This window comes from Pseudomonas sp. PSPC3-2, from assembly GCF_049897085.1.
Taxonomy (GTDB): Bacteria; Pseudomonadota; Gammaproteobacteria; order Pseudomonadales; family Pseudomonadaceae; genus Aquipseudomonas; species Aquipseudomonas paraveronii.
In genome coordinates this window covers 23,255-48,467 of record NZ_JAFCVO010000015.1, presented here as the reverse complement: position 1 = coordinate 48,467, position 25,213 = coordinate 23,255, and the positions used below count along the sequence as shown (strand labels likewise).

21 protein-coding genes are annotated in these 25,213 nt (G+C 61.7%); 4 read left to right on the top strand and 17 right to left on the bottom strand.

Annotated elements, in window-relative coordinates; translation table 11 throughout:
• Window positions 1–150: 150 nt before the first annotated feature.
• The 10 genes from ACP7CJ_RS22270 to ACP7CJ_RS22225 all read right to left on the bottom strand — a co-directional run bounded on the left by ACP7CJ_RS22270 (window position 151) and on the right by ACP7CJ_RS22225 (window position 12,487).
• Window positions 151–1,173 (bottom strand): ABC transporter permease, encoded by a 1,023-nt coding sequence (locus ACP7CJ_RS22270; protein ID WP_276197789.1) that lies wholly within the window; start codon window positions 1,171–1,173, stop codon window positions 151–153.
• Window positions 1,174–1,231: 58 nt separating this feature from the next.
• Window positions 1,232–2,785, bottom strand: a complete 1,554-nt coding sequence (locus tag ACP7CJ_RS22265) for a sugar ABC transporter ATP-binding protein (RefSeq protein ID WP_426102024.1) — start codon at window positions 2,783–2,785, stop codon at window positions 1,232–1,234.
• A gap of 65 nt (window positions 2,786–2,850) precedes the next feature.
• Window positions 2,851–3,786, bottom strand: a complete 936-nt coding sequence (locus ACP7CJ_RS22260; RefSeq protein ID WP_276197787.1) for a sugar ABC transporter substrate-binding protein — start codon at window positions 3,784–3,786, stop codon at window positions 2,851–2,853.
• A gap of 48 nt (window positions 3,787–3,834) precedes the next feature.
• On the bottom strand, window positions 3,835–4,014 hold the full coding sequence (locus ACP7CJ_RS22255; RefSeq protein ID WP_076952495.1) for a hypothetical protein: 180 nt from the start codon (window positions 4,012–4,014) through the stop codon (window positions 3,835–3,837).
• A 109-nt stretch (window positions 4,015–4,123) separates the two neighbouring features.
• Entirely contained in the window at window positions 4,124–5,170 is a 1,047-nt protein-coding gene (locus ACP7CJ_RS22250) for a Gfo/Idh/MocA family protein (RefSeq protein ID WP_426102022.1), read from the bottom strand.
• Between the two features lie 578 nt (window positions 5,171–5,748).
• The gene (locus ACP7CJ_RS22245) at window positions 5,749–6,759 is read right to left on the bottom strand and encodes a Gfo/Idh/MocA family protein (protein ID WP_426102020.1); all 1,011 of its coding nucleotides are present in this window, start codon (window positions 6,757–6,759) and stop codon (window positions 5,749–5,751) included.
• A gap of 19 nt (window positions 6,760–6,778) precedes the next feature.
• Window positions 6,779–8,710: a 3D-(3,5/4)-trihydroxycyclohexane-1,2-dione acylhydrolase (decyclizing) gene (iolD, locus tag ACP7CJ_RS22240; protein WP_426102018.1), complete on the bottom strand. Its 1,932-nt coding sequence runs from the start codon at window positions 8,708–8,710 to the stop codon at window positions 6,779–6,781.
• 10 nt (window positions 8,711–8,720) lie between these two features.
• Window positions 8,721–9,509 carry a 5-deoxy-glucuronate isomerase gene (gene iolB / locus ACP7CJ_RS22235; protein ID WP_426102016.1) on the bottom strand — a complete coding sequence of 263 codons (789 nt, stop codon included), beginning with the start codon at window positions 9,507–9,509 and terminating at the stop codon, window positions 8,721–8,723.
• Window positions 9,509–10,399: a myo-inosose-2 dehydratase gene (iolE, locus tag ACP7CJ_RS22230; protein WP_426102014.1), complete on the bottom strand. Its 891-nt coding sequence runs from the start codon at window positions 10,397–10,399 to the stop codon at window positions 9,509–9,511. Before iolE ends, iolB begins: the two co-directional genes overlap by 1 nt.
• Window positions 10,400–10,549: 150 nt before the next feature.
• A complete protein-coding gene (locus tag ACP7CJ_RS22225; protein WP_426102012.1) occupies window positions 10,550–12,487 on the bottom strand; it encodes a bifunctional 5-dehydro-2-deoxygluconokinase/5-dehydro-2-deoxyphosphogluconate aldolase in 1,938 nt (645 codons plus the stop codon).
• 283 nt (window positions 12,488–12,770) lie between these two features.
• Here ACP7CJ_RS22225 and ACP7CJ_RS22220 point away from each other — a divergent pair, with 283 nt between their 5' ends.
• The gene (locus tag ACP7CJ_RS22220) at window positions 12,771–13,691 is read left to right on the top strand and encodes a MurR/RpiR family transcriptional regulator (RefSeq protein WP_247406183.1); all 921 of its coding nucleotides are present in this window, start codon (window positions 12,771–12,773) and stop codon (window positions 13,689–13,691) included.
• 213 nt (window positions 13,692–13,904) lie between these two features.
• On the opposite strand, the gene ACP7CJ_RS22215 is transcribed toward ACP7CJ_RS22220, so the two are convergent.
• Window positions 13,905–14,810 (bottom strand): hypothetical protein, encoded by a 906-nt coding sequence (locus ACP7CJ_RS22215; protein WP_276197780.1) that lies wholly within the window; start codon window positions 14,808–14,810, stop codon window positions 13,905–13,907.
• Window positions 14,811–15,144: 334 nt separating this feature from the next.
• Here ACP7CJ_RS22215 and ACP7CJ_RS22210 point away from each other — a divergent pair, with 334 nt between their 5' ends.
• Both ACP7CJ_RS22210 and ACP7CJ_RS22205 read left to right on the top strand, forming a co-directional pair.
• The gene (locus ACP7CJ_RS22210) at window positions 15,145–15,828 is read left to right on the top strand and encodes a response regulator transcription factor (RefSeq protein ID WP_010564812.1); all 684 of its coding nucleotides are present in this window, start codon (window positions 15,145–15,147) and stop codon (window positions 15,826–15,828) included.
• Window positions 15,806–17,200, top strand: coding sequence for a sensor histidine kinase (locus ACP7CJ_RS22205; RefSeq protein ID WP_426102010.1), 1,395 nt, complete (start codon window positions 15,806–15,808; stop codon window positions 17,198–17,200). Before ACP7CJ_RS22210 ends, ACP7CJ_RS22205 begins: the two co-directional genes overlap by 23 nt.
• Window positions 17,201–17,334: 134 nt before the next feature.
• Here ACP7CJ_RS22205 and ACP7CJ_RS22200 read toward each other — a convergent pair whose 3' ends face one another.
• Genes ACP7CJ_RS22200 through ACP7CJ_RS22185 form a run of 4 tightly spaced genes read right to left on the bottom strand, consistent with a single transcriptional unit; the run spans window position 17,335 to window position 21,562 of the window.
• Window positions 17,335–17,745 carry an SRPBCC family protein gene (locus ACP7CJ_RS22200; RefSeq protein WP_426102008.1) on the bottom strand — a complete coding sequence of 137 codons (411 nt, stop codon included), beginning with the start codon at window positions 17,743–17,745 and terminating at the stop codon, window positions 17,335–17,337.
• Window positions 17,746–17,800: 55 nt separating this feature from the next.
• A complete protein-coding gene (locus ACP7CJ_RS22195) occupies window positions 17,801–19,096 on the bottom strand; it encodes an NAD(P)/FAD-dependent oxidoreductase (RefSeq protein ID WP_426102006.1) in 1,296 nt (431 codons plus the stop codon).
• Entirely contained in the window at window positions 19,093–20,181 is a 1,089-nt protein-coding gene (locus ACP7CJ_RS22190) for a polyamine ABC transporter substrate-binding protein (RefSeq protein WP_276197775.1), read from the bottom strand. The genes ACP7CJ_RS22195 and ACP7CJ_RS22190 overlap by 4 nt, the downstream gene beginning before the upstream one ends.
• A gap of 22 nt (window positions 20,182–20,203) precedes the next feature.
• Window positions 20,204–21,562, bottom strand: coding sequence for a glutamine synthetase family protein (locus tag ACP7CJ_RS22185; RefSeq protein ID WP_276197774.1), 1,359 nt, complete (start codon window positions 21,560–21,562; stop codon window positions 20,204–20,206).
• A gap of 139 nt (window positions 21,563–21,701) precedes the next feature.
• Here ACP7CJ_RS22185 and ACP7CJ_RS22180 point away from each other — a divergent pair, with 139 nt between their 5' ends.
• Complete coding sequence (locus ACP7CJ_RS22180; RefSeq protein WP_426102004.1) at window positions 21,702–22,598, top strand: helix-turn-helix domain-containing protein; 897 nt, start codon at window positions 21,702–21,704, stop codon at window positions 22,596–22,598.
• Window positions 22,599–23,088: 490 nt separating this feature from the next.
• Here ACP7CJ_RS22180 and ACP7CJ_RS22175 read toward each other — a convergent pair whose 3' ends face one another.
• Together ACP7CJ_RS22175 and ACP7CJ_RS22170 are read right to left on the bottom strand one after the other, a co-directional pair.
• Entirely contained in the window at window positions 23,089–24,192 is a 1,104-nt protein-coding gene (locus ACP7CJ_RS22175) for an acetoin dehydrogenase dihydrolipoyllysine-residue acetyltransferase subunit (protein WP_276197772.1), read from the bottom strand.
• Window positions 24,189–25,208: an alpha-ketoacid dehydrogenase subunit beta gene (locus tag ACP7CJ_RS22170; protein WP_276197771.1), complete on the bottom strand. Its 1,020-nt coding sequence runs from the start codon at window positions 25,206–25,208 to the stop codon at window positions 24,189–24,191. Before ACP7CJ_RS22170 ends, ACP7CJ_RS22175 begins: the two co-directional genes overlap by 4 nt.
• Window positions 25,209–25,213 lie beyond the last annotated feature (5 nt).

Here is a 25,213-nt window from a genome sequence, read left to right as displayed (position 1 = left end):
ACCAGGACGGGCTCGGTGAATGGTTATCGGAGTGCGTTTATAGCAAGAAATTCAGTGTTGTGGAGCTATATAGAAGACAAACGGTTAGATCTGACGAATGCAGGTCCAAATGTGGGAGGGGGCAAGCCCCCTCCCACATGTTGCACGGCGTCAGCGTTTTAGCTTGCGCTTGTTGCGATATTGGTCGATCACCACTGCCACCACGATAATCAGGCCCTTGATAATGTCCTGGATATACGCGTCGACCCCGACAAAGGTAAACCCGCTGGCCATCACCCCAAGGATCAGCGCGCCAATCACCGTGCCGGTGATGCGCCCTACTCCGCCCGCCAGGCTGGTGCCGCCGATCACAGCGGCAGCGATCGCATCCAATTCGTAGGACATGCCCATGCCGGCCTGGCCGGTGGCGGCACGCGCCGAGGCCACCACACCGGCCAGGCCTGCCAGGAGCCCGGCGATGCTGTAGACGATGATCAGGTGACGCTTGACGTTGATCCCCGAGGTGCGCGCCGCCTGCATATTGCCGCCGATGGCGTAGGTGTACTTACCGTACTTGGTGTAGCGCAGGGCGATATGGAAGATCACCGCCACCACCAGAAAGATGATCACCGGCATCGCCCCATGACCGATGGCCGTGTAGGAATCCGAGAGCATGCTCACCGGCTGGCCTTCGGTGTAATAACGCGCCAGGCCACGGGCCGACACCATCATCCCAAGTGTTGCGATAAACGGCGGGATACCGGTCACCGCGATAATACTGCCGTTGATCGCCCCCGCCAGCAGCCCCACACCGAGGCCAACCGCGACCGGGATCCACACCGGCAGGTCGGTCAGCGACGGAAACACCGCACGGGAAAAATCAGATGTTTGCGCAAGACTGGCAGCGATCATCGCCGATAACGCAAGGACAGACCCGGAAGACAGGTCGATGCCCGTGGTGATGATCACCTGGGTCACACCAATGGCCAACAGGCCGATGATCGACACTTGCAGGATCATCAGCACCAGGCGCTGGGAGTTCATCAGGAAGCTCTGGTCACGCACAATCCAGCCGAACACTTCAAACACCAGGCCGATGCCGATCAGCACCAGGAAGATGCTCAGCTCCGTCGGCAAGCGTCGACGGCGCTTGACCGTTGCCGTGGCAGGCTTGTTGTCTGTTATTGCGTTCATAGCCGATCACCTTTTTATTCTATGGCGCGGGCCAACCGCAGGCCCGCGCGGCTGTTCGTCAGTGGACCACGGTCATACCGGAGGCCAACTGCATGACTTTTTCCTGGGTCGCCTCTAAGCGGTCCAGGGTGCCCATCAGTTCGCCTTCGTGCATCACCATCACCCGGTCGCTCATGCCCAGCACTTCGGGCAGCTCCGAGGAAATCATGATCACCGCCATGCCCTCGCTGGCGAGGAACGAAATCAAACGGTAGATCTCGGCCTTGGCGCCGACGTCGATGCCACGGGTCGGCTCATCGAGAATCAGCAAGCGCGGGTTGGTCATCAGCCAGCGCGCCAGCAGGGCTTTTTGCTGGTTGCCGCCGGACAAAGTGTCGATGCATTGCTCCAGCGACGGGGTCTTCACCCGCAGCTTCTTGCACATGTCTTCGCACAGCGCACGCAGGGCTTTCTGCTGGATAAACCCGTTGCCCGAATAATGCGGCAGCACAGCCATTTCCATGTTTTCCAGAACCGACAGACACGGGAACAGCCCGCTGAGCTTGCGATCCTCGGTCAACAGCGCAAAGCCTTTGTCGATGGCCATGTGCGGGTCGGTAATACGCAGCGCCTTGCCATCGAGGGTTATCTGCCCACGGGTGCTTGGGGTGATACCGAAAATGGTTTCCGCCACGTTGGTGCGGCCCGAGCCCATCAACCCGGCGATGCCGAGGATCTCGCCGGCATGCAGGTCGAACGAGACGTTGTTGAACACGCCGTCCAGGCCCAGGTCGCGCACCGACAACAGCAACTCGCCGATGGGCGTTTCGCGTACCGGGAACAACTGGCTCAGTTCACGGCCGACCATCATCGAGATCAGGCTGTCGCTGTTCATGCTGTCGGCGCGCTGCAGGCCGATGTACTGGCCGTCACGAAACACCGCCACTTCATCGGCGATGGCGAACACTTCATTCATCTTGTGCGTGATGTAGACGATGCCTTTGCCCTGGGCCTTGAGGTCGGCAATGATCGAAAACAGGTGGGCGACTTCCTTCTCGGTGATGGCGGACGTCGGTTCATCCATGATCAGGATGTCGGAATCGTAGGACACCGCCTTGGCAATCTCGACCATCTGCCGTTCGGCGATACTCAGGTTGCCCACATGCTCCTCGGGGTCGAGATTGATACGCAGGCGGGCGAGCAAGTCGGCGGTGCAGCGGTGCATTTCGCGGTGGTTGACCATGCGCAGGCTGTTGAGCTGCTCGCGGCCGATCCAGATATTCTCGGCGATGCTCATGTGCGGCATCAGGTTGAGTTCCTGGTGGATCATCGCGATCCCAGCCTTTTGCGCGGCCAGCGGCGTCTCAAACACAATCGGCTTGCCACGCAGGCGGATTTCGCCGGCGTCGGGCTGGTAGATGCCAGCGATGATTTTCATCAGCGTCGACTTACCCGCGCCGTTCTCACCCATCAGCGCCAGCACCGAGCCTGGGCGCACGCGCAGTTGCACATCGGCCAGGGCCACCACACCGGGAAAACCTTTGCTGATGTTGAGGATTTCCAGCAGGTAGGGTTCTTCCAGCAGTGAAGGCTGGATACCGGGAGGCTGCGAGACAGTGGCTTGAGCAAGCATAGGACGGTACTCCATCGGCAGGGCGGGCACGACCGCCCTACCGGCTTATTGTTGTGATGGTGGGGCTACTTGAAGTCTTTGACGTTGTCCGGGGTGATCAGCTTGAACGGGATGACAATGTTCTGCTCGATCGTCTCCTTCTTCGCCATCTTGCGCGCCGCCTCCACCGAGCCGACCGCCTGACCGTTGGCGTCCTGGAACACCGACACGGTCATTTCGCCTTTAGTGATCGCATTCAAGCCGTCCGGCGTGCCGTCGACCCCCGCAATCAAGATGCTGCCCGGCTTGGTGCCGGCCGACTTCAACGCCATGGCGGCGCCAATGGCCATTTCATCGTTATTGGCCAGCACGGCATTAAATTCGCGGCCCTGGGTCAACCAGTCGTTGACCAGGGTCATCCCGCGGTCACGCAGCCAGATACCGGTCTGTTCCTGCTCGATCTGGATCTGCGGGTACTTGGCCAGGATTTCTTTAATGCCCTTGGTACGGTTGGTGGTGGAGTTGTTCGCCAAGTCACCGAGCAGGATCACGACTTTGCCCTTGCCGCCGAGTTTTTCGGCGATGTATTGCATTTGCATGCGGCCGGCCTCTTCATCATTGGAGGTCACGGCGGCCACGCCTTTGGGCAGATCTTTCTGGTCCGGTCGGCGGTTGACGTAGACCAGCGGAATACCCGCCTCGAGCGCTGACTTGCTGATTCGCGCCGTGGACGCCGTGTCCACCGGGTTGACAATGATCGCATCGACCTTCTGGCTGATGAAGTTCTCGACCTGGCTCAGTTGCTTGACCACGTCGGCGCGTGCGTCTTCGAACTGCAACTGCACACCATCGCCCTTGGGATAGGACTTGGCTTGCTTGTCCATGTACTCACGCACGTTGGTCAGGTAGGTGTCATCGAACTGCGACATGCTCACGCCGATCTTCAGATCGGCAGCTGTGGCAAAACCGCTGGCCAGCAGCAGGGACAACGCCAGCGCGGTAAAACGGATCGGGGTCTTCATGAACGGTCTGTCTCCACTTTCTTGTTGGTTTTCTGGACGTAGCGTTTATCAGAGCGAGGATGACGGCAGGCGGACGACCGGTGCCCCCGGAATGCAGCACACCAGGGCGCCTTGGTTTTCGACGCACAGCACATTAAGGAAGGAAAAGTAAAACGGCCGGGCGCGGGGCAGACCGCGTGGCGTGTGGGCAGGGCGTAAAACTCGCAGTACAGCGTTGAAGATTTTCATCTGACGGTACCTGGTTGTTTTTGATCTTGTTTTTGTTGAGTCGCCAGAATCGAATCCGGACGTACTTTATGCAACCTGGAAAAGACTTTATTGGAAAATAATTTCTATATCAACATGTTTTAGAATTTAATTCTATTTCCATTGAAACCACCTGCTGCCGCTCGGCGCTCAGGCGTGCGGCGTCCAGGACACGGGTGGTTTCCAGCGCCTCATAGGCGTCCACCGGCAACGGCCCCTGCCCTTGCACGGCGGACTGCAACTGGCGATAGAACTGCGTCCAGCAGCCTTTCTCCGACGGTACACGCTCGCGCTCCGAGCCTTGTTCGAACCAGCCCCAGCGGCGGTGCTCCTCAAAACCCCAGTGCTCGCCCTCGGTTTTGGGCGATTTGCCGGCCATCAGTGCGTCTTCCTGGCCGTCCAGCCCTTCGATGGTGTAGCAACCCAGGGTGCCGCTGACCCTGAAGCGCGGCGCCGGGCTGTTCTGTAAGGCATTGCCCCACAGGTGGGAAAGCACCCCGTTGCGGTGGGTCAGGGCAACAAAGAAGCCGTGGTCGACGCTGGGGTGTTCAGCGCTGTAGTGCAATTGCGCGAAGACCCGATCCACCGGGCCGAACAGTTGCAGCGCCTGGTCCACCAGATGGCTGCCCAGGTCGCGCAGCCAGCCGCCGCCGCTGGCATTGCCCACGGCTTGCGGGCTGAAACGCTCGACGCAAGATTCAAACCGGGTGACAGCGCCGAGGGCGCCGGCGTCGATCAGTTTGCGCAAAGTCAGGAAATCCGAATCCCAGCGCCGGTTCTGGTAGACGCTGAGCAACACGCCGTGGCGTTCGGCTGCAGTGATCAGCACCTGGGCCTGTTCGGCGTTGGCGGCAAAGGGTTTGTCGCTGACGACGGCGACGCCGTGCTCGATCGCTTCGAGTACCAGTGCCGGGCGCCCTTTAAGCGTGGTGGAAATCACCAGGGCGTCGACGCCGGCCTCGACAATCTGGCCGATGCTGTCAAAGGCTTTAACCCCTGGAAGATCAGCGCTCAATTGCTCGCGGCGCTCGGGTGAGCGAGTCACCACACCAACAAAAGTAGCACCTGGCAGGGTTGCAATCAGTGGCGCATGAAAAAAGCGCCCTCCATGGCCATAGCCGACCAGTCCAATTCGCATACATTCACTCCTTCATTGAAGTGCAAACCACAATCCAACTGTGGGAGGGGGCTTGCCCCCGATGGCGGTGGATCAGATACAGTTTTATTGGCTGACCCACTGCTATCGGGGGCAAGCCCCCTCCCACATTGACCGGGTGTTAACCGTAGAAGGCAGGGTTGCAGCCAGTGGCGCATAAAAAAGCGCCCTCCATGGCCATAGCCGACTGGTCCAATTCGCATACATTCACGCCTTTATTGAAGTGCAAACCCAATCCAACTGTGGGAGGGGGCTTGCTCCCGATGGCGGTGGATCAGATACAGACTTATTGGCTGACCCACTGCTATCGGGGGCAAGCCCCCTCCCACATTGACCGCGTGTTAGCCGTGGTAGGCAGGGTTGCAGCCAGTGGCGCATGAAAAAAGCGCCCTCCATGGCCATAGCCGACTGGTCCAATTCGCATACATTCACGCCTTTATTGAAGTGCAAACCCAATCCAACTGTGGGAGGGGGCTTGCCCCCGATGGCGGTAGATCAGCTACAGCTTTATTGGCTGACCCACTGCTATCGGGAGCAAGCCCTCCCACATTGACCGAGTGTTAGCCGTAGAAGCGCGGACGCTCAGGCAGGCTGACTTGGACAATTTGGCCACTGCCTTGCGCTTCGATACACGCATCCGCCGCGACCGCCGCCGCAAACCCGTCCCACGCCGACGGCCCGCCCACTTGCCCGGCGCGCACGCTGTCGATGAACGCCTGCAACTCGACGTCATAGGCGCCGATAAAGCGCTCTTTCCAGTCCATCAGGATCGCATTGGACAGCTTGGCCTCGCTGCGCAATTGCACCTGCGACGGCTCCGGCAGCTTGGCGATACCGGTCTCCCCTACCACTTCGCACTGAATGTCGTAGCCGTACTGACAGTTCACAAACACTTCCACATCGATGCGCGTGCCCTTGGCGGTTTCCAGCAGCACGATCTGCGGGTCGCGCAGATGGGCCAACGCTTTGCTGGTCTTGCGAGGGAACACCACTTGCACGCAGACGTAGTCGTCATCGAGCAGCCAACGCAACACATCCAGCTCGTGGATCAAGGTGTCGGTGATCGCCATGTCGGTCTTGTAGTTCTCGCCCACCCGCGGGTTGCGGTGCGCGCAGTGCAGCATCAGCGGCTCGCCGATCTGGCCGCTGTCGATCACCGCTTTCAGGGCGCGATAACCTTCGTCATAGGGGCGCATGAAGCCCACTTGCACCAGGCGCTTGCCGTGCGCCACTTCAGCTTCGACGATCCTGCGGCAGCCGTCGGCGGTGACCGCCAGCGGTTTTTCGCAGAACACCGGTTTGCCGGCGGCGATGGCGGCGAGCACGAATGCCTCATGGCTCGGGCCCCAGGAGGTGACGAGAATGGCCTCAACCTGAGGCGAATCGATCAGCGCATGGCCGTGCGCATACACCTCGGCGTCCAGTTTCAGATCCGCCACCACCTTGGCGGCCTGCTCAAGGTCGATGTCGGTCACCGCCACCACCTGGCTGTTGAGCAAGGTCTGGCTGCAACGACGAATATGGTCCCGGCCGATAGCGCCCGTACCGATAACACCCAGCTTCAACGACATACATTCACTCCTCTTGTTATTAGTACTGCCGGGCCTTGGCCAGCTGTTCATTGAGTTTTTTCGCCGCAGCATTGGTGCGTTCGCTGGTGGAGACCTGCGCCACGCCCACCCGCCACCACGACAGGTAGCCGTGGATCATGGTCTTGGGCAACACCTTGATATCGATCAGCGTCGACACCGTTTGCGTGCGCGCATCGGCCAGCGCCGCTTCGAGCTGCGCCACGCTGCTGACCTTGTAGGTCTTGCAGCCGTAGGCCGCTGCGCTCATGGCGAAGTCCACCGGCACCAGGCCGCCGTCGAGCTTGCCGCTCTCGGGGTTGCGGTAGCGGAACTCGGTGCCGAAGCTGTCCATGCCGTTGCCGATCTGCAGGTTGTTGATGCAACCGAAGGCCATGTTGTCCAGCAGCACCACGTTGATCTTGCGCCGCTCCTGGATCGAGGTGGCCAGCTCCGAATGCAGCATCATGTAAGAACCATCGCCGACCAGCGCATAGACCTCGCGCGTCGGCTCGGCCAGCTTCACGCCGAGCGCAGCGTTGATCTCGTAGCCCATGCACGAATAACCGTACTCGACGTGGTAGGTGTTGACGCCCTTGCTGCGCCAACTGCGCTGCAAGTCGCCGGGCAGGCTGCCGGCGGCGGCGACAATGATCGCGTCGTCGGCCAGGGCCTGGTTGAGCACGCCGAGGACGCGGCTTTGGGTCAGGCACGAACCGGTCAGCTGGATGAATTCGCGCAGCACGGCGCGGTCCAGGCGGTCGTTGACCTCCGGTACGAAGTCGTCGCCCGCGTATTCCACCTGATGCACCCGGTCGACTTCCGCGTCCAATTGCGCCCTGGCGTCGCGTACCTGCTCGCCCCACCCGGCGCGATAATCCCCCAGTGCTGCGGCCAATGCTTCAAGGGCGACTTGCGCATCCGCCAGCACTTGCACGCCATCGAGTTTCAACGCGTCGCAGGGGCTGATATTGAGGTTGAGGAACTGCACGTCGGCGTGCTTGAACAGCGACTTCGACGACGTGGTGAAGTCGGTGTAACGCGTGCCGATCCCGATGATCAGGTCGGCCTCGGGGGCCAACAGGTTCGCGGCCAGGCAGCCGGTCTCGCCGATCCCGCCGACGTTCAGCGGATGGCTGGAGACCACCGCGCTCTTGCCCGCCTGGGTTTCGGCGAAGGGAATCTCGAAGCGTTCGGCAAACGCCTGCAAGGCGGCATTCGCCCCGGAGTACTTGACCCCGCCGCCGCAGATGATCAACGGCTTGCGCTTGCCCTTGAAGGCCGCCACGGCGTCGCCAATCATCGCCTCGGTGGCCGGGCGACGGTCGAGGCGGTGGACGCGTTTTTGCAAAAAATAATCCGGGTAATCCCAGGCCTCGGCTTGCACATCCTGCGGCAGCGCCAGGGTGACGGCGCCGGTTTCGGCCGGATCGGTGAGCACGCGCATGGCGTGGATCGCTGCGCTCATCAATTGCTCTGGGCGGTTGATGCGGTCCCAGTATTTGCTCACCGAACGGAAGGCGTCGTTGGTGCTGATGCTCAGGTCATGGAATTGCTCGATCTGTTGCAGCACCGGGTCGGGCTGGCGGCTGGCGTAGACATCGCCGGGCAACAGCAGCAACGGGATACGGTTGGCCGTGGCGGTCGCAGCAGCGGTCAGCATATTCGCCGCCCCCGGGCCGACCGACGCAGTACACGCGTAGATCTTGCGCCGCAGGTGCTGCTTGGCAAAACCGATGGCAGCGTGGGCCATGCCTTGCTCGTTGCGGCCCTGGTGGACCACCAGGTCGCCGCTGTCCTGCGCCAGCGCCTGGCCCAGGCCGAGCACGTTGCCGTGGCCGAAAATCGTGAACACCCCGGCGACAAACTTGCTCTGCACGCCATCGACTTCGATGTATTGGTTATCCAGAAACTTCACCAGGGCCTGGGCCATGGTCAATCGGGTGGTGGTCATGTCGCGCCCCTTAAAGGTCCAGCAGCCAGCTGTGCTGAGGGTCGTTATGAAAATGCCAGGCGCGCTTGGGGCCGGCCATCACGTTGAGGTAATAGGACTCATAGCCATACGGCACGCTGACCGGGTGGTAACCCTTGGGCACCACCACCAGGTCGCTGTTTTCCACCGCCATCGCCTGGTCGATGCTGCGGTCGTCGGTGTACACCCGCTGGAACACGAAGCCCTGAGGCGGGTTGATCTGGTGGTAATAGGTTTCTTCGAGAAAGCTCTGGTGCGGCAGGTCGTCGGTGTCGTGCTTGTGCGGCGGGTAGCTCGACGAGTGCCCGGACGGCGTGCGCACCTCCACCACCAGCAGCGAATGGGCGGGCTCGCTGTCGGGCAGGATGTCGCACACGTAGCGGGTGTTGGCGCCTTTGCCGCGCACGCTGCGTTTGCACTGTTCGGGGCGGATCAGGCGAGGCGCGAAACCCGCCGCACCGGGCGCGGCGCAGACCGCGATCTGCACGTCGCTCAACGCCGTCACTTGGGCGTCAGTGCCCGGCGGCAGGTAAGCGGCAAAGGGCGATTTGTCTTCAAACACCGACTGACGATCGCCGAGGTTCTGCCAGCTAAAATCGTCGCCTTCGATCGTCACCCGACCGCTGAGCAGCACCAGGCACAGCTCCTGGTCACCGGCCGTGACCGGCAGGGTTTCGCCCAGGCTCAGGCGGTAGGCGGCAAAGCCGACGTAGTCCAGGCGGCCTTCTTCGAGGGCGACCATGGTTTGCCCGCGTTTATTGCTCTTGACCAGCAAGCTCATTAGCCCGTCCTCTCGTTGAGCAGCGCACGCAAGGTGTCATAGCCCTTTTTCGCATAGATATAGCTGGGCGCGACGGCCGGGTCCTGTTCGGCTTCGACCACCAGCCAGCCTTGGTAATGCGCGGCCAGCAGCACGTCGAGCAACGCGGCAAAGTCGATATCGCCGTCGCCCGGCACGGTGAAGGTGCCGTTGACGATGCAGTCGGGGAAGCTCCACATCTGGTTGCGCGCCAGTTGCACCACCGCTTTGCGCACGTCCTTGAAATGCACGTGGCACACCCGGTCGATATGCTTGCGCAGCACGTCGAGGGGTTCGCCACCGCCCATGTAGCAGTGGCCCGAATCGAACAGCAGGCCGACTTCCGGGCCGGTGCGGCGCATCAGTTGATCGATGTCCTCCGGCGATTCGACATAGGCGCCCATATGGTGGTGGTAGGCCAGGCGCACGCCCTGGGACAGGGTAAAGCGCGCCAGTTCGGTGAGTTTGTCGGCATAGTCCTGCCAGGCCTGCTCGCTGTGGAAACGCGGGCGCTCGATCAGGCGAACCCTGGCGCCCTGAATCGAATCGGCGACTTCGCCGTACACCAGCACCGTAGCGCCATTGTGTTTGAGCAACTCGACGTGAGCGGCAATCGCCTCGATTTCCTGCGCCACCGAACGCTGGGCCAGGCGGCTCGAATACCAACCGGAGACCAGCGCTAGGTCATAGGGGCGCAACACATCGGCGACGCCCTTGGCGTCCTTGGGGAATTTGCCGTTGAGCTCAAAACCTTCGTAGCCAATCTGCTTGCCTTCGCTCAGGGCGGTGCTCAGCGGCGTTTCGCCGCCCAGGGCCGGCAGGTCGTCGTTGCTCCAGGAGATCGGGTTGATGCCAATTCGGATTGCGGGCATGGCTGCACCTTTTGTTTTTATCTGACTTAAGCCTGGTGAGGTTTGCTTTATGTGGGAGCGGGCTTGCTCGCGAATGCGGTGTATCAGATACAAATTTTTCAACTGACACACCGCATTCGCGAGCAAGCCCGCTCCCACATTTGATCGTGTTTAATGTCGAGCGCTGCGCCAGGCGTTGATGAGCTGTTCGAAGGTCTGCTGCACCTGCTGAATCAGCGTTTCGTCATCGATCTCCCCCGCCATCCACGCGCGGCTCGGCGCCTGGAAGATCGTGCGACCCACGGCAAAACCACGGCAGGTGCGGCTCTGGCTGGCCTGGCGAAAGCCCTCGGCCAGGCGTTCGGCCGACGCATTCAGGCCCAGCAACACCACGCCACGGCAGTACGGGTCGCGTTCCTCGATCAACTCGTCGAGTTTTTTCCAGTCCTCGGCCGACTGCGCCTCGATCTTCCACCACGCCGGGTAGATCCCCAGGTTGTACAGGCGCTTGAGGCTGCGGTAGAGCACATCGGGGTAGGTGGATGGGTGATCCTTGGGCGGGATGACTTCCAGCAACAGTTCATGCCCGCTGACCAGCGAAGCCTCGTACACCGCCTTGAGTTGCGCTTCCTGTTCCAGGCGCAGCAGCGGTTCGTCATCGGGGTGGTATTGCACCAGGCACTTGATGATTTGCTCCTGGGGCCAGGCGATCAGGTTGCTGCCGATCGAGCGGCCGTGTTCGAACGCCAACGGCCGCGAGTTCTGCACCTCCACCGGGCGTGCGATCCACCAGCCGCGACCGCTGGCGGCGTTGAGCGCGTCCTGGCCGAAGCGCTGGTCGGCGAGCAAGCCCACGTCGGCCTCGACGCCCTGCTCGCGCAGCTTTTTCTCCACGCGCTCGACGGCCTGGATAAACAGTTGCTTGATCGCGCTGATGCGGCTCGCGTCCTGGCCTCCGCGTTGGGCCAGGTCGACCAGTTGCCAACGGTGGTCGAAGGCAAATACGAACAACTGCTTCCAGGCCTTGCGCGGCACCGTGACGCGGTGCAGGCGTTGCAGAGTCGTGTCTTGATCGGGACGGGTGATCGGCAGCGGGCTGTTGAACAGGTAATCCAGCTCGGCGGGCGTCGGCATGGCCGGCGCGCAGGCGTGACGCGACACCACCAAACCACCGCAGGCATTGGCCAACTGGCTGCATCGCGCGTCGTTGGCATCGTTCAGCCAGCCGCTGAGAAAACCCGACATGAACGCATCGCCGGCGCCCAGCACGTTTAGCACTTCGACGCGCACGCCGGGGTAGATCGCGCCGTCTTCCAAGCGTGCCGGGATCGCGCCGTGGATCACCGTGCAACCCTGCGGGCCGAGCTTGACCACCAGGGTCGCCGGGGTCAGCTCGCGTACCCTGCGCAGCGCGCTGAGCAAATCCTCACTGCCGCCGGCGATCAAGAATTCTTCTTCAGTGCCGACGATCAGGTCGAAGCGCGGCAGGATGCTCTGCACGTGCTGGCTGACACTGCGGTCGGCGACAAACCGGGTTTCCCCATCGGCCTTGCCTGCCAGGCCCCACAGCACCGGGCGGTAGTCGATGTCCAGCACGCGCTGGACGTTGTGTTTGGCCGCGTAATCCAGTGCCTGGAGGCTGGCCTTGTACACGCCGTCGGTGGAGAAATGCGTGCCGGTAATCAGCAGGGCCTTGCTGGAGGCGATAAAGGCTTCGCTGATGTCCTCGGCGCGCAGGGCCATGTCGGCGCAGTTTTCGCGGTAGAACACCAAGGGGAAGGTTTCGCGGTCCTTGAGGCCGAGCAACACCAGGGCGGTGAGGCGTTCCGGGTCGATCTTGATGCCGCTGACATCGCAGCCTTCACGGGCCAGGGACTCCGTCAGGAAGCGGCCCATATGGTCGTCCCCGACCCGGCTCAACATCGCCGACTTGAGGCCCAAGCGTGCGGTGCCGAAGGCGATGTTGGCGGAAGAACCGCCGAGGTACTTGGCAAAGCTGGAGACGTCCTCCAGCCGCGCACCGACTTGCTGTGCATAGAGGTCGACGCCCAGGCGACCGAGGCAAATCAGATCCAATTGACGCCCACTGGCAAAACGAGTCTGGCCCATGCTGGCTCCTGTTATTTTTATCAGCCTGCGTTGTGCCACCGTGGCGACGGCAAACGCTCTTGGTGGAGCAGACTAGAACGTTCAGCGAACTCAATCAATATTTATTCCATAATTATTTTAAGTGGAATTTTTATTCCAATACTTCGGCATAGAGGCACACCCGCGACACTGCATCGATTCAGCAGGCCACTCGCGGCCGCATGCCGGGGTATTTTTTTGCGCCTACCCTGTAGACTTGCGCCCACCATCAGCGCACCAGATGAACCCGCCAGAAGGATTGCTTATGTCCCGCACCGATCAGCCGGCCACGCCCGAGACCGCTTCCCAAGACACTCTCGCCAGCCCTGCGATCAATGCCGAACGCCTGCTGCAGCTGATCACCGACGAATACGAAAGCCTGCCACGCCAGCTCAAACGCATCGCCAGCTACATGAGCCAGCAGAGCGACCGGATCATGGTCGACCGCATCAGCGACATCGCCCGCGAATGCGAAGTGCATCCGTCGGCCATCGTGCGGTTTTCCCAGCGTTTCGGGTTCAGCGGGTTCAGTGAGATGCAGGCGCTGTTTCGCGAGGCGTACACGCACAAGACCACGCCCGTGCAGAACTATCAGCAGCGCATCCGCAGCATGATCGCCAACAAGTCGCAGAAGGCCAGCGGCGGTGACCTGGCGCGCGAGTGCGTCAACGCCACCCTCTCGGGCATTGAGCGCCTGGGCCTGGAACTGGATGACACGGCGTTCGAAAAAGCCGTGGACCTGGTGGTCAACGCCGACAACATCTACGTGGTCGGCGTGCGCCGTTCGTTTGCGGTGGCCGACTACCTGGTCTACAACCTGCAGCACACCAACAAGCGCATCCACCTGATCTCAGGCCTGGGCGGCAGCTACCGCGAGCAGATGCGCAGCGTGCGCGCCAATGACCTAGTGATCGCCATCAGCTTCACGCCCTATGGCAAAGAGACCCAGCACTGCCTGCGTATCGCCCAGCACCACCAGGCCAAGACCCTGATCATTACCGACAGCAACCTGTCGCCCCTGGCCAAACGGGCGAACGCAGTGTTGCTGGTGAATGAAGGCTCATCGTTTGCCTTCCGCTCCCTGAGCGCCACGTTGTGCCTGTGCCAGGCGTTGTTCATTGCGGTGGCATATCGCTTGGAATTGAAGGTGGATGAGATTCATGAGCAGGTCGGGTTTGACGACTGACTATCTGACACAGCAGGCCAAATGAGGGAAGGGGCTTGCCCCCGATGGCGTTGGAACAGTCGAAAGTGCTGTCGACTGACACTCCGCTACCGGGGGCAAGCCCCCTCCCACAAATCACCGGGATCAGTGCATGAAGATCGCGATCAGGATGATCACCGGAATCGGCACGCCGAGGAACCACAGAAGTAATGAGCGCATGTTGTTCTCCTTGAATTAACGAACGTAGGTTTCGGTTTCGACGTACACCACGGCATCGCGGCGACGGCCACCAAAGGTCGCAGCGAAGCTGGCAAAGAAGGCGCCGATCAACAGTGCGACAAAGGTCCACAGTGAGGTATAGGCAGCGACTTTGGCGGCCGTATCAGCGGCTTGCTTGGCTTTGAGCTTGGCGTCTTCGACGGCTTTACGCGCATCACCGTAGACTTTGTCGATACGCGCTTCGGCATCGGCCTGGCTAAGGTTGGTGCGCTGGCTGATCAACTGGGCCAGGTAGGCACGGTCTTCAGCGGCGAGTTGGCCGTCATTACTCAGGGTGCGGGTGAAGATGCGTGCAACCACGCCATGGGCAGCGTCATCACTGACCGCGACCGGGCGATCATCACGAAACAGGCTGTCGACGTAGTAGTCGAAGTCGCCGCCGTTAAGGCCTTTGGCTGCACTGCCCGCGGCTTGAGTGATACCGCTGGCCGCGCCCGCTGCCACGCTAGTACCGGCTTTCACACCACCGCTCACGACACTGCTGACCGAACCGACCACCAGCACTGCGGTGATCAGCGTGGCGACCGCCCAGGCCAGGAAACCATGGGCGGTGTCGCGAAAGTACACCTCATCGCCGTGCATATTGGCCCACTTAACCCGCAACCGGCCGGCGATATAACCGCCCAGCCCAGACGCGACAATCTGGGTAAAGGCCAGCCAGATAATGGTGGAAATGCCAAGCCCCTTGGCGCTGATACCGCTGTCGGCCCACGGCGAGACCGCCGAAAAACCCAGGCCGAAGCCCAGCAATACCAGAATCAGCGACAACGCAGCCGCCGCAGCGGCCCCGGCAAAGATAGCCCCCCAGGAAACCCCGGAGAGCGTGCTCGACTCTTGCAGTGTGGATGAGGATGTGATCATTGTTGTTGTGCTCCCGGCAGGAAAAATAGTGTTACAACTCTCAAAAGGGACAGTGCAGGCAGCATGCCAGTCGCGTAAAAAATTAAAGTCTTTATATTTCAAAAGGTTAAGTAAATTGAACTTGCCAGAACCATGCAACTTGCAAGAAATGGCTGTTGCAGGCGGGCGTAATGCATTCCCCTGTGGGAAGGAGCACGCCCCCTGCCACACTGGCCGGTGCCTGCCGTGAAACTTGTGTCAGTTTTGCCAACATGAAGTTTTATTTAGGAAGCGTTCAGTCATTTCTTGGCAAAATGCCCGCACTTCTAGTGTGAATCGCTCACCAGGTAATCCTATGACCCGCATTTTGACCATCGAGGATGACGCCGTAACGGCCCGCGAGATCGTCGCCGAGCTGAGTAGCCATGGACTGGATGTAGATTGGGTGGACAACGGTCGCGAAGGCCTGGTCCGCGCCGTGAGTGGTGATTACGATCTGATCACCCTCGACCGTATGCTGCCGGAACTCGACGGCCTGGCCATCGTCACCACCCTGCGCACCATCGGCGTGTCGACGCCGATCCTGATGATCAGCGCGCTCTCCGATGTCGACGAGCGGGTACGCGGCCTGCGCGCCGGAGGGGATGACTACCTGACCAAGCCGTTCGCCTCCGATGAAATGGCCGCCCGCGTCGAAGTGCTGCTGCGGCGCAAAAGCACGGTCAAGGAATTCGAAACCGCCCTGCGCGTGGCCGACCTTGAGCTGAACCTGATCAGCCGTGAAGCCAGCCGCGCCGACCAACCGCTGAGCCTGCTGCCCACCGAATACAAACTGCTGGAATTCCTGATGCGCAACACCGGGCAGATCCTGTCGCGGATGATGATCTTCGAGGAAGTCTGGGGTTATCACTTCGACCCCGGCACCAACCTGATCGACGTCCACATCGGGCGCCTGCGCAAGAAGATCGATCCACCGGGCCTCACACCGCTGATCCGCACGGTACGAGGTTCCGGTTATGTCATTGCTGAACCCCTCTAAGGGCTGGCGCTCCTCCAGCAGCCGCTTGCTGGCGCTGTACAGTTCGCTGTTCGTGGCCTGGAGTTGCATCCTCATGGGGGTGCTGTATTACGAGGTGTCAGATTATCTAAGCGACCTGTCGCGCCATTCGCTGATGCAGCGCCAGCACCTGTTCCAGCGGTTCGACGGCGACGAACTGGTGGAAGCGCTGACCACCAGCATGACCTTCGACATGAAGGGTGTAGAAGCCTACGGCCTGTTCGATGAGCAATTTCGCCCATTGAGCGGGCCAATCCATGCGATACCGCCCGACTTGCGCCTGGACGGAAAAATCCACGCCCTGGCCAACTGCATCGACTCCGACGACCCGAAACTGCCCAAAGACAGCTGCGACGCCGTCGCCACCCACACCGCGGACGGCCGCTGGCTGGTGCTGGTGCGCGCCAACGGTTCGCTGTTCGGGGTGACTCGGATCATCTGGCACGCGCTGCTGTGGGCGGTGTCCCTGACCATCATCCCCGGCGCCGCCGGCTGGCATTTACTGCGCCGCCGCCCGTTGCGAAGGATTCGCGGGATCCAGGCCAGTGCCGAGGCCATCGTCGCCGGCGACCTCACCCATCGCCTGCCGCTGTCGAACCGGCGTGACGAACTGGACATGCTCGCCGCCATCGTCAACGCCATGCTCGACCGCATCGAGAAGCTGATGAACGAGGTCAAAGGCGTGTGCGACAACATCGCCCACGACCTGCGCACCCCGCTCACCCGCCTGCGCGCACAGCTCTACCGCATCCGACAAGAGGCCGAGCAGGACTCGGGCTACGCGGTAAAACTGGACGACGCCATCGCCGAGACCGACACCCTGATGGCGCGCTTTCGCGGGCTGTTGCGGATCTCGGAACTGGAAGACCACCAGCGCCGCTCGGGTTTCCTGGTGCTGGACCCGCTACCGCTGCTGCGCGAACTGCACGACTTCTACCTGCCCCTGGCCGAGGAAGGCGAACTGCAACTGGTGCTCGACACCCCGCCATCCCTGCCTTGGATCACCGGAGATCGTGCCTTGCTGTTCGAGGCCCTGGCCAACCTGCTGAGCAACTCGATCAAGTTCACCCCACCGGGCGGCGAAGTGATTTTGCGCGGGGTCAACGATGCGGGTAGCACGCGTATCGAAGTCCACGACTCCGGCCCCGGCATCCCCGCCGCGGAACGCAAGGCGGTGTTCCAGCGTTTTTATCGCCTGGACGAAAGCGACCAGCAAGGCGGGTTCGGCCTGGGTTTGTCGATTGTGGCGGCGATCATCAACTTGCACGGTTTCAAACTGGACGTCGGCACCAGCCTGCGCGGCGGTGCGCGGTTGGTGCTGGAGTGTCGCCAGCAGCTCATGCCCGAAGCCTGAGACCTGCACAGGCCAAATGTGGGAGGGAGCTTGCTCCCGATAGCAGTGTTTCAGTCATTCATCACGTGACTGACACTCCGCTATCGGGAGCAAGCCCCCTCCCACATTAGCCCTGCATTGCCTGATAGATCTGCTCAGAAATTCGCGCGCAGCGCCTCAACCCCGCCTTTGTAAACCCCGGAAAACAGCTCTTCCACCGCCCCCTCCGTAGTACCCGCCGCCGGGGTAAACACACCGGACCACGTCACCTTCGCCGACGACTCCGTCAGCGCCTCAACCTGCAACGTTGCCAGGTAGGCGCTCACCGGAAACGGCGATTCTTCAATGGTGTAGCTGTAAGTACGCCCGACGTTATCGAAGGTCTGCAAACGCTCCACCACCACACCACCGTCGGCGGTTTCCAGGTGACGCACACGCCCGCCTTCGCCGGCTTCGCTCTTGACGATCAGCGGCAGCCAGTCCGGCAGGCTGTTGAAGCCACCGACCAATTTCCAGACCTGATCGGCCGATACCGGGATTTCAATTGCTGCAGATGCTGTTGGCACGGTAACTCTCCAGAAGTCATGGGAAAACGTCGTCCAGCCTGCCACGCCACGAGCTTCAATGCATCAACTCCCGCAACCGATACCACGCCATCCCCAACGCCAGCAGCGGCGAGCGCAACGCCTTGCCACCGGGAAAGGTCATGTGCGGCACCTGGCTGAAAATATCCAGGCCCTGGCTGTGGCTCGCGTGTATGCCTTCGGCCAACAGCCGCGCGCACCAGTGGGTCACGTTAAGCCCATGCCCGGAATAGCCCTGGGCGTAGAACACATTCGGGTACTGCTGCAGCCGCCCGACCTGCGGGAAGCGATTGGCGGTGATGCCGATCTTGCCGCCCCACTGGAACTCGATGGCGGTGTCGGCCAGTTGCGGGAATACCTTGAGCATCTTGGGCTGCATATAGGCAGCGATGTCTTTAGGATCGCGCCCCGAGTAATGGCAGGCGCCGCCGAACAACAGGCGGCGGTCGGCGGACAACCGGTAGTAATCCAGCCCGACTTTCTGGTCACAGAGGGCCAGGTTTTGCGGGATCAGTGGGTGGGCGACGTCCTGCGGCAACGGTTCAGTGGCGATGATGTAACTGCCCGCCGCGAGCACCTTGCCGCTCAGGCGCGGTTCCAATTCTTCCAGATGGGCATTGCAGGCCAGTACCAGATTGGCGGCGCGTACCGTGCCACCCGCGCAACGCACCTGCACCGTGTCACCGTGGATCAGTTCCAGCACGTCGGTGTGTTCAAAGATCCGCACCCCAAGGGACTCGGCCACCTGTGCCTCGCCGAGCACCAGGTTCAGCGGGTGCAAATGCCCGGAGCCCATGTCCACCAACGCGCCGGCATACTGCGTCGAATCCACCACTTCGCGGATATCCTGCGGGCCCACCAGGCGGGTCTCATGGGCATACCCCAGGCGCGCCAGGCTGCCCTGCTCGCCCTTGAATGCGGCGAACTGCGCCGGGGTGTTGGCCAGCTCGGCAAACCCCCAGCGCAAGTCGCAATCGATGGCGTGCTCACGAATACGCTCACCGACCAGCGCCACCGAATCGATACCGGCGCGCTCCAGGTAACGCACGCCCTCCTCGCCCACGTACTTGGCAAACCCCGACACATCGTGGCCGATCCCACGAATCAACTGCCCACCGTTGCGCCCACTGGCGCCCCAGCCGATGCGCCGGGCCTCCAGCAGGATCACCGACAACCCGCGCTGGGCCAGCTCGATGGCGGTATTGACCCCGGTGAACCCACCGCCGACCACACACACATCGGCCGTCAGGTCGGCGCCCAGCGACGGACGCTCGGGCATGGCATTGGCCGAAGCTCGGTAATAGGACTGGGCCTGGTCACTGGATTGAATCATTTATTGGTCTTCACTTTGCTCCAGGCGCGGGTCATCAGGCGCATGGTCGCCGGGGTCGGCGTGGTGGAGATATAGAGTTTGTCGAGCACGGCCTGGGACGGGTACACCTCAGGGTTGTTCACCAGCTCCGGGTCCATGAAGGCCTTGGCTGCCGGGTTGGCGTTGGCATAGCCGACCGAGGCGCTGACTTTGGCGATGACTTCAGGGTCGAGCAGGTAGTTGATAAAGGCGTGGGCTTCTTTCGGGTTGCTCGCATCGGCGGGGATCGCCAGCAGGTCAAACCACAGGTTGGAGCCTTCCTTGGGAATCGAATACGCAATGTTCACCCCATTCTTGGCTTCCTTGGCGCGGTTGGCGGCCTGGAACACGTCGCCGGAATAACCGAAGGCCACGCAGATGTCGCCGTTGGCCAAGTCCGAGATGTACTTGGAGGAATGGAAGTACGTGATGTACGGCCGCAACTTCAACAGCTTGGCCTGCGCCTGTTTGTAGTCCTCGGGGTTCTCGCTGCGCGGGTCTTTGCCCATGTAGTTGAGGATCGCCGGGAACAGCTCATCCGCCGAGTCGAGGAAGGCCACGCCGCACTGGTTGAGCTTCTTGAGGTTCTCCGGTTCGAACAGCACCGCCCACGAATCGATATGGTCGATGCCGAGCACCTGCTTGACCTTGTCGACGTTGTAGCCGATGCCGTTGGTGCCCCACAGGTACGGCACCGAGTGCGCATTACCCGGGTCGTTTTTCTCCAGCAGCGCGAGCAACTTGGGGTCGAGGTTCTTGAAGTTGGGCAGTTGCGAACGGTCCAGCTTGAGGAACGCACCAGCCTTGACCTGGCGCGCCAGGAAGTGGTTGGACGGCACCACCACGTCATACCCGGTGCGCCCCGCCAGCAGCTTGCCCTCCAGGGTTTCGTTGGAGTCGAACACGTCGTAGACCACCTTGATCCCGGTCTTGGCCTGGAAGTCGGCCAACGTGGTTTCGCCGATGTAGTCGGTCCAGTTGTAGACACTGACCGTTGGCTCCGCCTGCGCGGCGCTGCTGAATGCCGCCACCAGGGCCAGCGGGAGAAGTTTTTTCGTCAGACGCATATCGACACCCCTTTATGATTGTTTAGACGCTCAACAGCAGGAACTCACGCTCCCAGGAACTGATCACCCGCTTGAAATTTTCATGCTCGGCGCGTTTGACCGCGACGTAGCCGCGCACGAACTTGTCGCCCAGGTACTGCTTGACTGTGTCGCAATCCTCCATGCGCGCCAGCGCATCTTCGAGGGTGAACGGCAGGCGCAGGTTGCGGCGCTCGTAGGCGCGACCTTCCACCGGAGCGCTCGGCTCGATCTTTTCGATCATCCCCAGGTAGCCACACAACAGGCTGGCGGCAATGGCCAGGTACGGATTGGCATCGGCGCCGGGCAGGCGGTTTTCCACGCGCATGGCGTCGGGGCTGGAGGTCGGCACGCGCAGGCCGACGGTACGGTTTTCTTCGCCCCACTCGACGTTGACGGGTGCCGAGGTGTCCGGCAGGAAACGGCGGAACGAGTTCACGTTCGGCGCGAACATCGGCAGCAGCTTGGGGATGTACTTCTGCAGGCCGCCGATGTGATGCAGGAACAGTTGGCTCATCTTGCCGTCGGCATCGACGAATACCGGCTTGCCGGTGGCGATGTCGACCACGCTCTGATGCAAATGCATGGCGCTGCCCGGCTCGTCGGCCACCGGCTTGGCCATGAAGGTCGCGGCCACATTGTGCTTGAGCGCGGCCTCGCGCAGGGTGCGCTTGAACACGGTGATCTGGTCGGCGAGGTCGAGGGCGTCGCCATGGCGGAAGTTGATTTCCATCTGCGCCGGGCCGTCTTCGTGGATCAGCGTATCGAGGTCCAGGCCCTGAAGTTCGCACCAGTCGTAGACGTCTTCGAACAGTGGGTCGAACTCGTTGGCGGCGTCGATGGAAAACGACTGGCGACCGGTCTCGGCGCGGCCGGAGCGGCCCACCGGAGTTTTCAGCGGCAGGTCGGGGTCTTCGCAGCGCTGAGTCAGGTAGAACTCCATTTCCGGCGCGACAATCGGCTGCCAGCCCTGCTCGGTGTAGAGCTGCAGCACCTTTTTCAGCACGTTGCGCGGCGACAACTCGATGGGGCTGCCCTGTTTGTCGAAGGTGTCGTGGATCACGATGGCGGTGGGTTCAATGGCCCACGGCACCACATACGTAGCATTGGGTGCCGGGCGGCAGATCATGTCGATGTCGGCTGGATCGAGCAGGTCGTAGTAGACATCGTCGTCGACAAAGTCCCCGGTTACCGTTTGCAGCAACACACTTTCCGGCAGGCGCATGCCTCGCTCATGCAGGAACTTGTTGGTGGGTGCAATTTTGCCGCGTGCGATGCCAGTCAAATCACTGATCACGCATTCGACTTCGGTAATCTTGTGTTCTTTCAGCCAGGCGGACAGCTGATCGAAGGGGGCGTTCATAAGGACCTCGTCATGGGGAGAGAGACTGCGTCGGCTTGTACTCCCGGCGCATTGAGGTCTATCTTGGGCGCGCCGCACCACGGCATCTATCCACTTTGCACCGAGCACAACGCACCAATAGAGTGCGACCAGGTTCCCCATGACACAGGCTACTGCTTTGCGCGTACAGGCCTTCACCACCGGTGATGTGGCCGCTCAATGCCGTGCGACACCCGGCTGGGTGCAGCACTACCAGCAGATGTCCCCCGGGCATTTCGCCGGGCAGATTCGCTACCTCGACCTGCAAGGTGTGGAGGTCTACGAAGAGTGCATGAACACCCGGGTGGAGCAGCATTTCAACGCGCCACCGGGGGCGCTGGCGTTCTGTTTCGACGGCAGCGACAACGCGCTGTACATGCTCAACGGCGAGAGCCGCAACACCTGGATCACCCCCGAGAACTACCGCGAAGTCGCGGTGGTGTTCGGGCCGCAGTTCGTGCAGCGCCATGGGCTGGATGTGGCGAAACTCGAAGGCTTGTTCATGGCGCCGCTGACCGGTCAGCAAAATGCGCTGTTCAGCCGTTGGCTCAGTGGCACCCTGACCCGGTTGTCCGCCACCACCGACCCGATCTGCCGCGATGCCCTCACCCAACAGTTGCTCGACGACTGCCTGTTCATTCTCGACAACGCCTGCGTATGCCTGGACCGCCAGTCATTGCAGCGGCGCAGCGAAGAGCGCCGGCTGATGACGCGCATTGGCGAATGGGCGGTAAATGCAGCGGATGACGCCGTCAACCTACTGGAACTGGCGCAGATCGCCGGTGTGCCGTTGCGCCAGTTGCAACAGGGCTTCAAGACCTACACCGGGATGAGCCCGGCGCAGTGGTTGCGCTTGCGCCGCTTGAACGGCGCGCGGCGGGAGTTGTTGAGTTCAGCCGGGGCCACGGTGGCGGAAGTGGCGATGAACTGGTCGTTCTGGCATTTAGGGCGATTTTCCAATAGCTACCGGGCACTGTTCAAAGAGCTGCCGAGCGCAACCCTCAAGCGCTCCCTTTGAAATGCACTCTAAATGGTGAGGGGGGCTTGCCCCCGATTGCAGTGGGTCAGTCACCAGAGATATTGACTGACACACCGCTATCGGGGGCAAGTCGAATCGTCGCACCGCCCCTCCCACATTGGATGGCATCAAGGCTGGGCGTTGAGGAAGGTTGCCATCAACTGATTGACCCGCTCCGCCGCCTCCAACTTTTGAAATGCAATTTAAATTGTGGGAGGGGGCTTGCCCCCGATTGCAGTGGGTCAGTCACCAGGAATATTGACTGAGCCACCGCTATCGGGAGCAAGCCCCCTCCCACATTGGATTGCATCAAGGCGGGGCGTTGAGGAAGGTTGCCATCAGTTGATTGACCCGCTCCGCCGCCTCTAACTTTTGAAATGCAATCTAAATGGTGGGAGGGGGCTTGCCCCCGATTGCAATGGGTCAGTCACCAGAGATATTGACTGAGCCACCGCTATCGGGAGCAAGCCCCCTCCCACATTGGACTGCATCAAGGCTGGGCGTTGAGGAAGGTTGCCATTAACTGATTGACCCGCTCTGCTGCTTCCAACTGCACCATATGCCCCTGCCCCGGCAGGATTTCCACCTGGGCCTCGAGCCCCTCGGCATGCCTGGCCGGGATGATTGCATCGTCGCGGCCCCAGATCACCAGACTTGGCTGCTGCCCCACGACGTTGCGCAAATCCAGCTGCTGCCGCCCGCCATCGAAGAGTTGGGCATTGAGTTGGCGCAACGCCTGATCCACGCCTTCCAGGCGCTTGAACTTGAGCATGTCTTCAAGCATCTGCCGGGTGACCAGCGCCGGGTCGCTGAACAGTTGCACCAGTTGCGGCTTGAGCGCGTTGCGGTTGTTGGCCTCGGTGAAGCCTTGGAGGTAATCGCCATTGATATCAGGCCCCAGGCCGGCGCTGGCGATCAGGGTCAGTGAGGCAACGCGCTCGGGCGCCCCGCGCGCGGCCGTCAGCGCCACCAGCCCGCCCATGGAATGCCCGGCCAGGTGGACGCGGTCGAGCGTGAGATGATCGAGCAACGCCAACACCGCCTGGCTCAGTTCCTCGGCATCGCCGCGGTGCAACTGCTTGCCCGACTCGCCATGACCCGGCAGGTCCAGGGCGATCACCCGGCGCTGCACCGCCAGCCCCGGATGGTTGAACAACCAGTTATTCAAGTCGCCACCAAACCCGTGGACCAGCACCAGCGGCGTGCCGCCCTCACCGAGATCGAGATAGCGCAACAGCCGCCCGCCGACCTCGACTTTCTGCGCGCTGGGCCCGGACGCTTGCGCCTCGGCCGCACTCGACACGAAGCTGGCCTGGAAACGCTCGATCACCGCATCAATCTCGGCTTCCGTTGCCTCGCCCTCCACCACAATCCCGAGCAGCGCGCCCACCGGCAAGGTCTCGTCGCTCAGCGCCAGCACACGGCGCAGCACGCCACTGAACGGCGCCTCGACGCTGCTGGAGATCTTGTCGGTCTCCACGTCGAGCACTTCTTCGCCCTTCTCCACCCGGTCGCCCGGCTGCTTGAGCCAGACATCCACCCGGCCTTCGGTCATCGACAGGCCCCACTTGGGCATGGTCAAGGTATGGATCATGCGGCAGTCCTCTTGTCGGCGATCTTCAGCACTGCGGCTTCGATCTTCGCGGCGTTGGGGATGTACAGGTCTTCCAGCGCATCGGAGAACGGCACCGGCGTGTGCGGCGCGGTGACCATTTCGATCGGCGCGCGCAAGAACGAAAATCCACGCTGCGCCACCAGCGCGCTGATATCGGTAGCGATGGAGCAACGCGGGTTGGACTCGTCGATCACCACCAGGCGCCCGGTTTTCTCCACGCTTTCGAGGATGCTGTCTTCGTCCAGGGGGCTGGTGGTGCGCAGGTCCAGCACTTCGCAGTCGATGCCCTGGCGCGCCAGGTTGGCGGCGGCTTCCAGGGCGATATGCACCATGCGCCCGTAGGTGACCAGGGTCACGTCATTGCCTTCGCGCACATAGTTGGCTTCGCCGAAGGGCACGGTGTACATCTCCTCCGGCACTTCGCCCTGCAAGCTGTAGAGCATTTTGTGTTCGAGAAAGATCACCGGGTCGTTGTCGCGGATCGCCTGGATCAGCATGCCCTTGGCGTCATACGGCGTGGCCGGGCACACCACCTTGAGGCCGGGGATGTGCGTCCACATCGAGGTGAGCATCTGCGAATGCTGGGCGGCAGCGCGTAAGCCGGCGCCGTACATGGCGCGCACCACCAGCGGCGTGGTGGTCTTGCCGCCGAACATGTAGCGGAACTTGGCGGCCTGGTTGAGCAACTGGTCGAGGCAGCAACCGATAAAGTCGACGAACATCAACTCGCACACCGGGCGCATGCCCCGGGTGGCCGCGCCGACCGCCATGCCGACGTAACCGACTTCGGACAACGGCGCATCCAAGACGCGGTCGGGAAACTCCGGATACAGGCCCTTGGTCACCCCAAGTACACCGCCCCAGGCGTCCTGTTCACCCGGGGAGCCGGTGCCGCCGGACACGTCCTGGCCGATGATGAACACACTCTGGTCCCGGCGCATTTCCTGGGCCAGGGCTTCGTTGATTGCCTGCTGATAACTGATTTTTCGAGCCATGATCA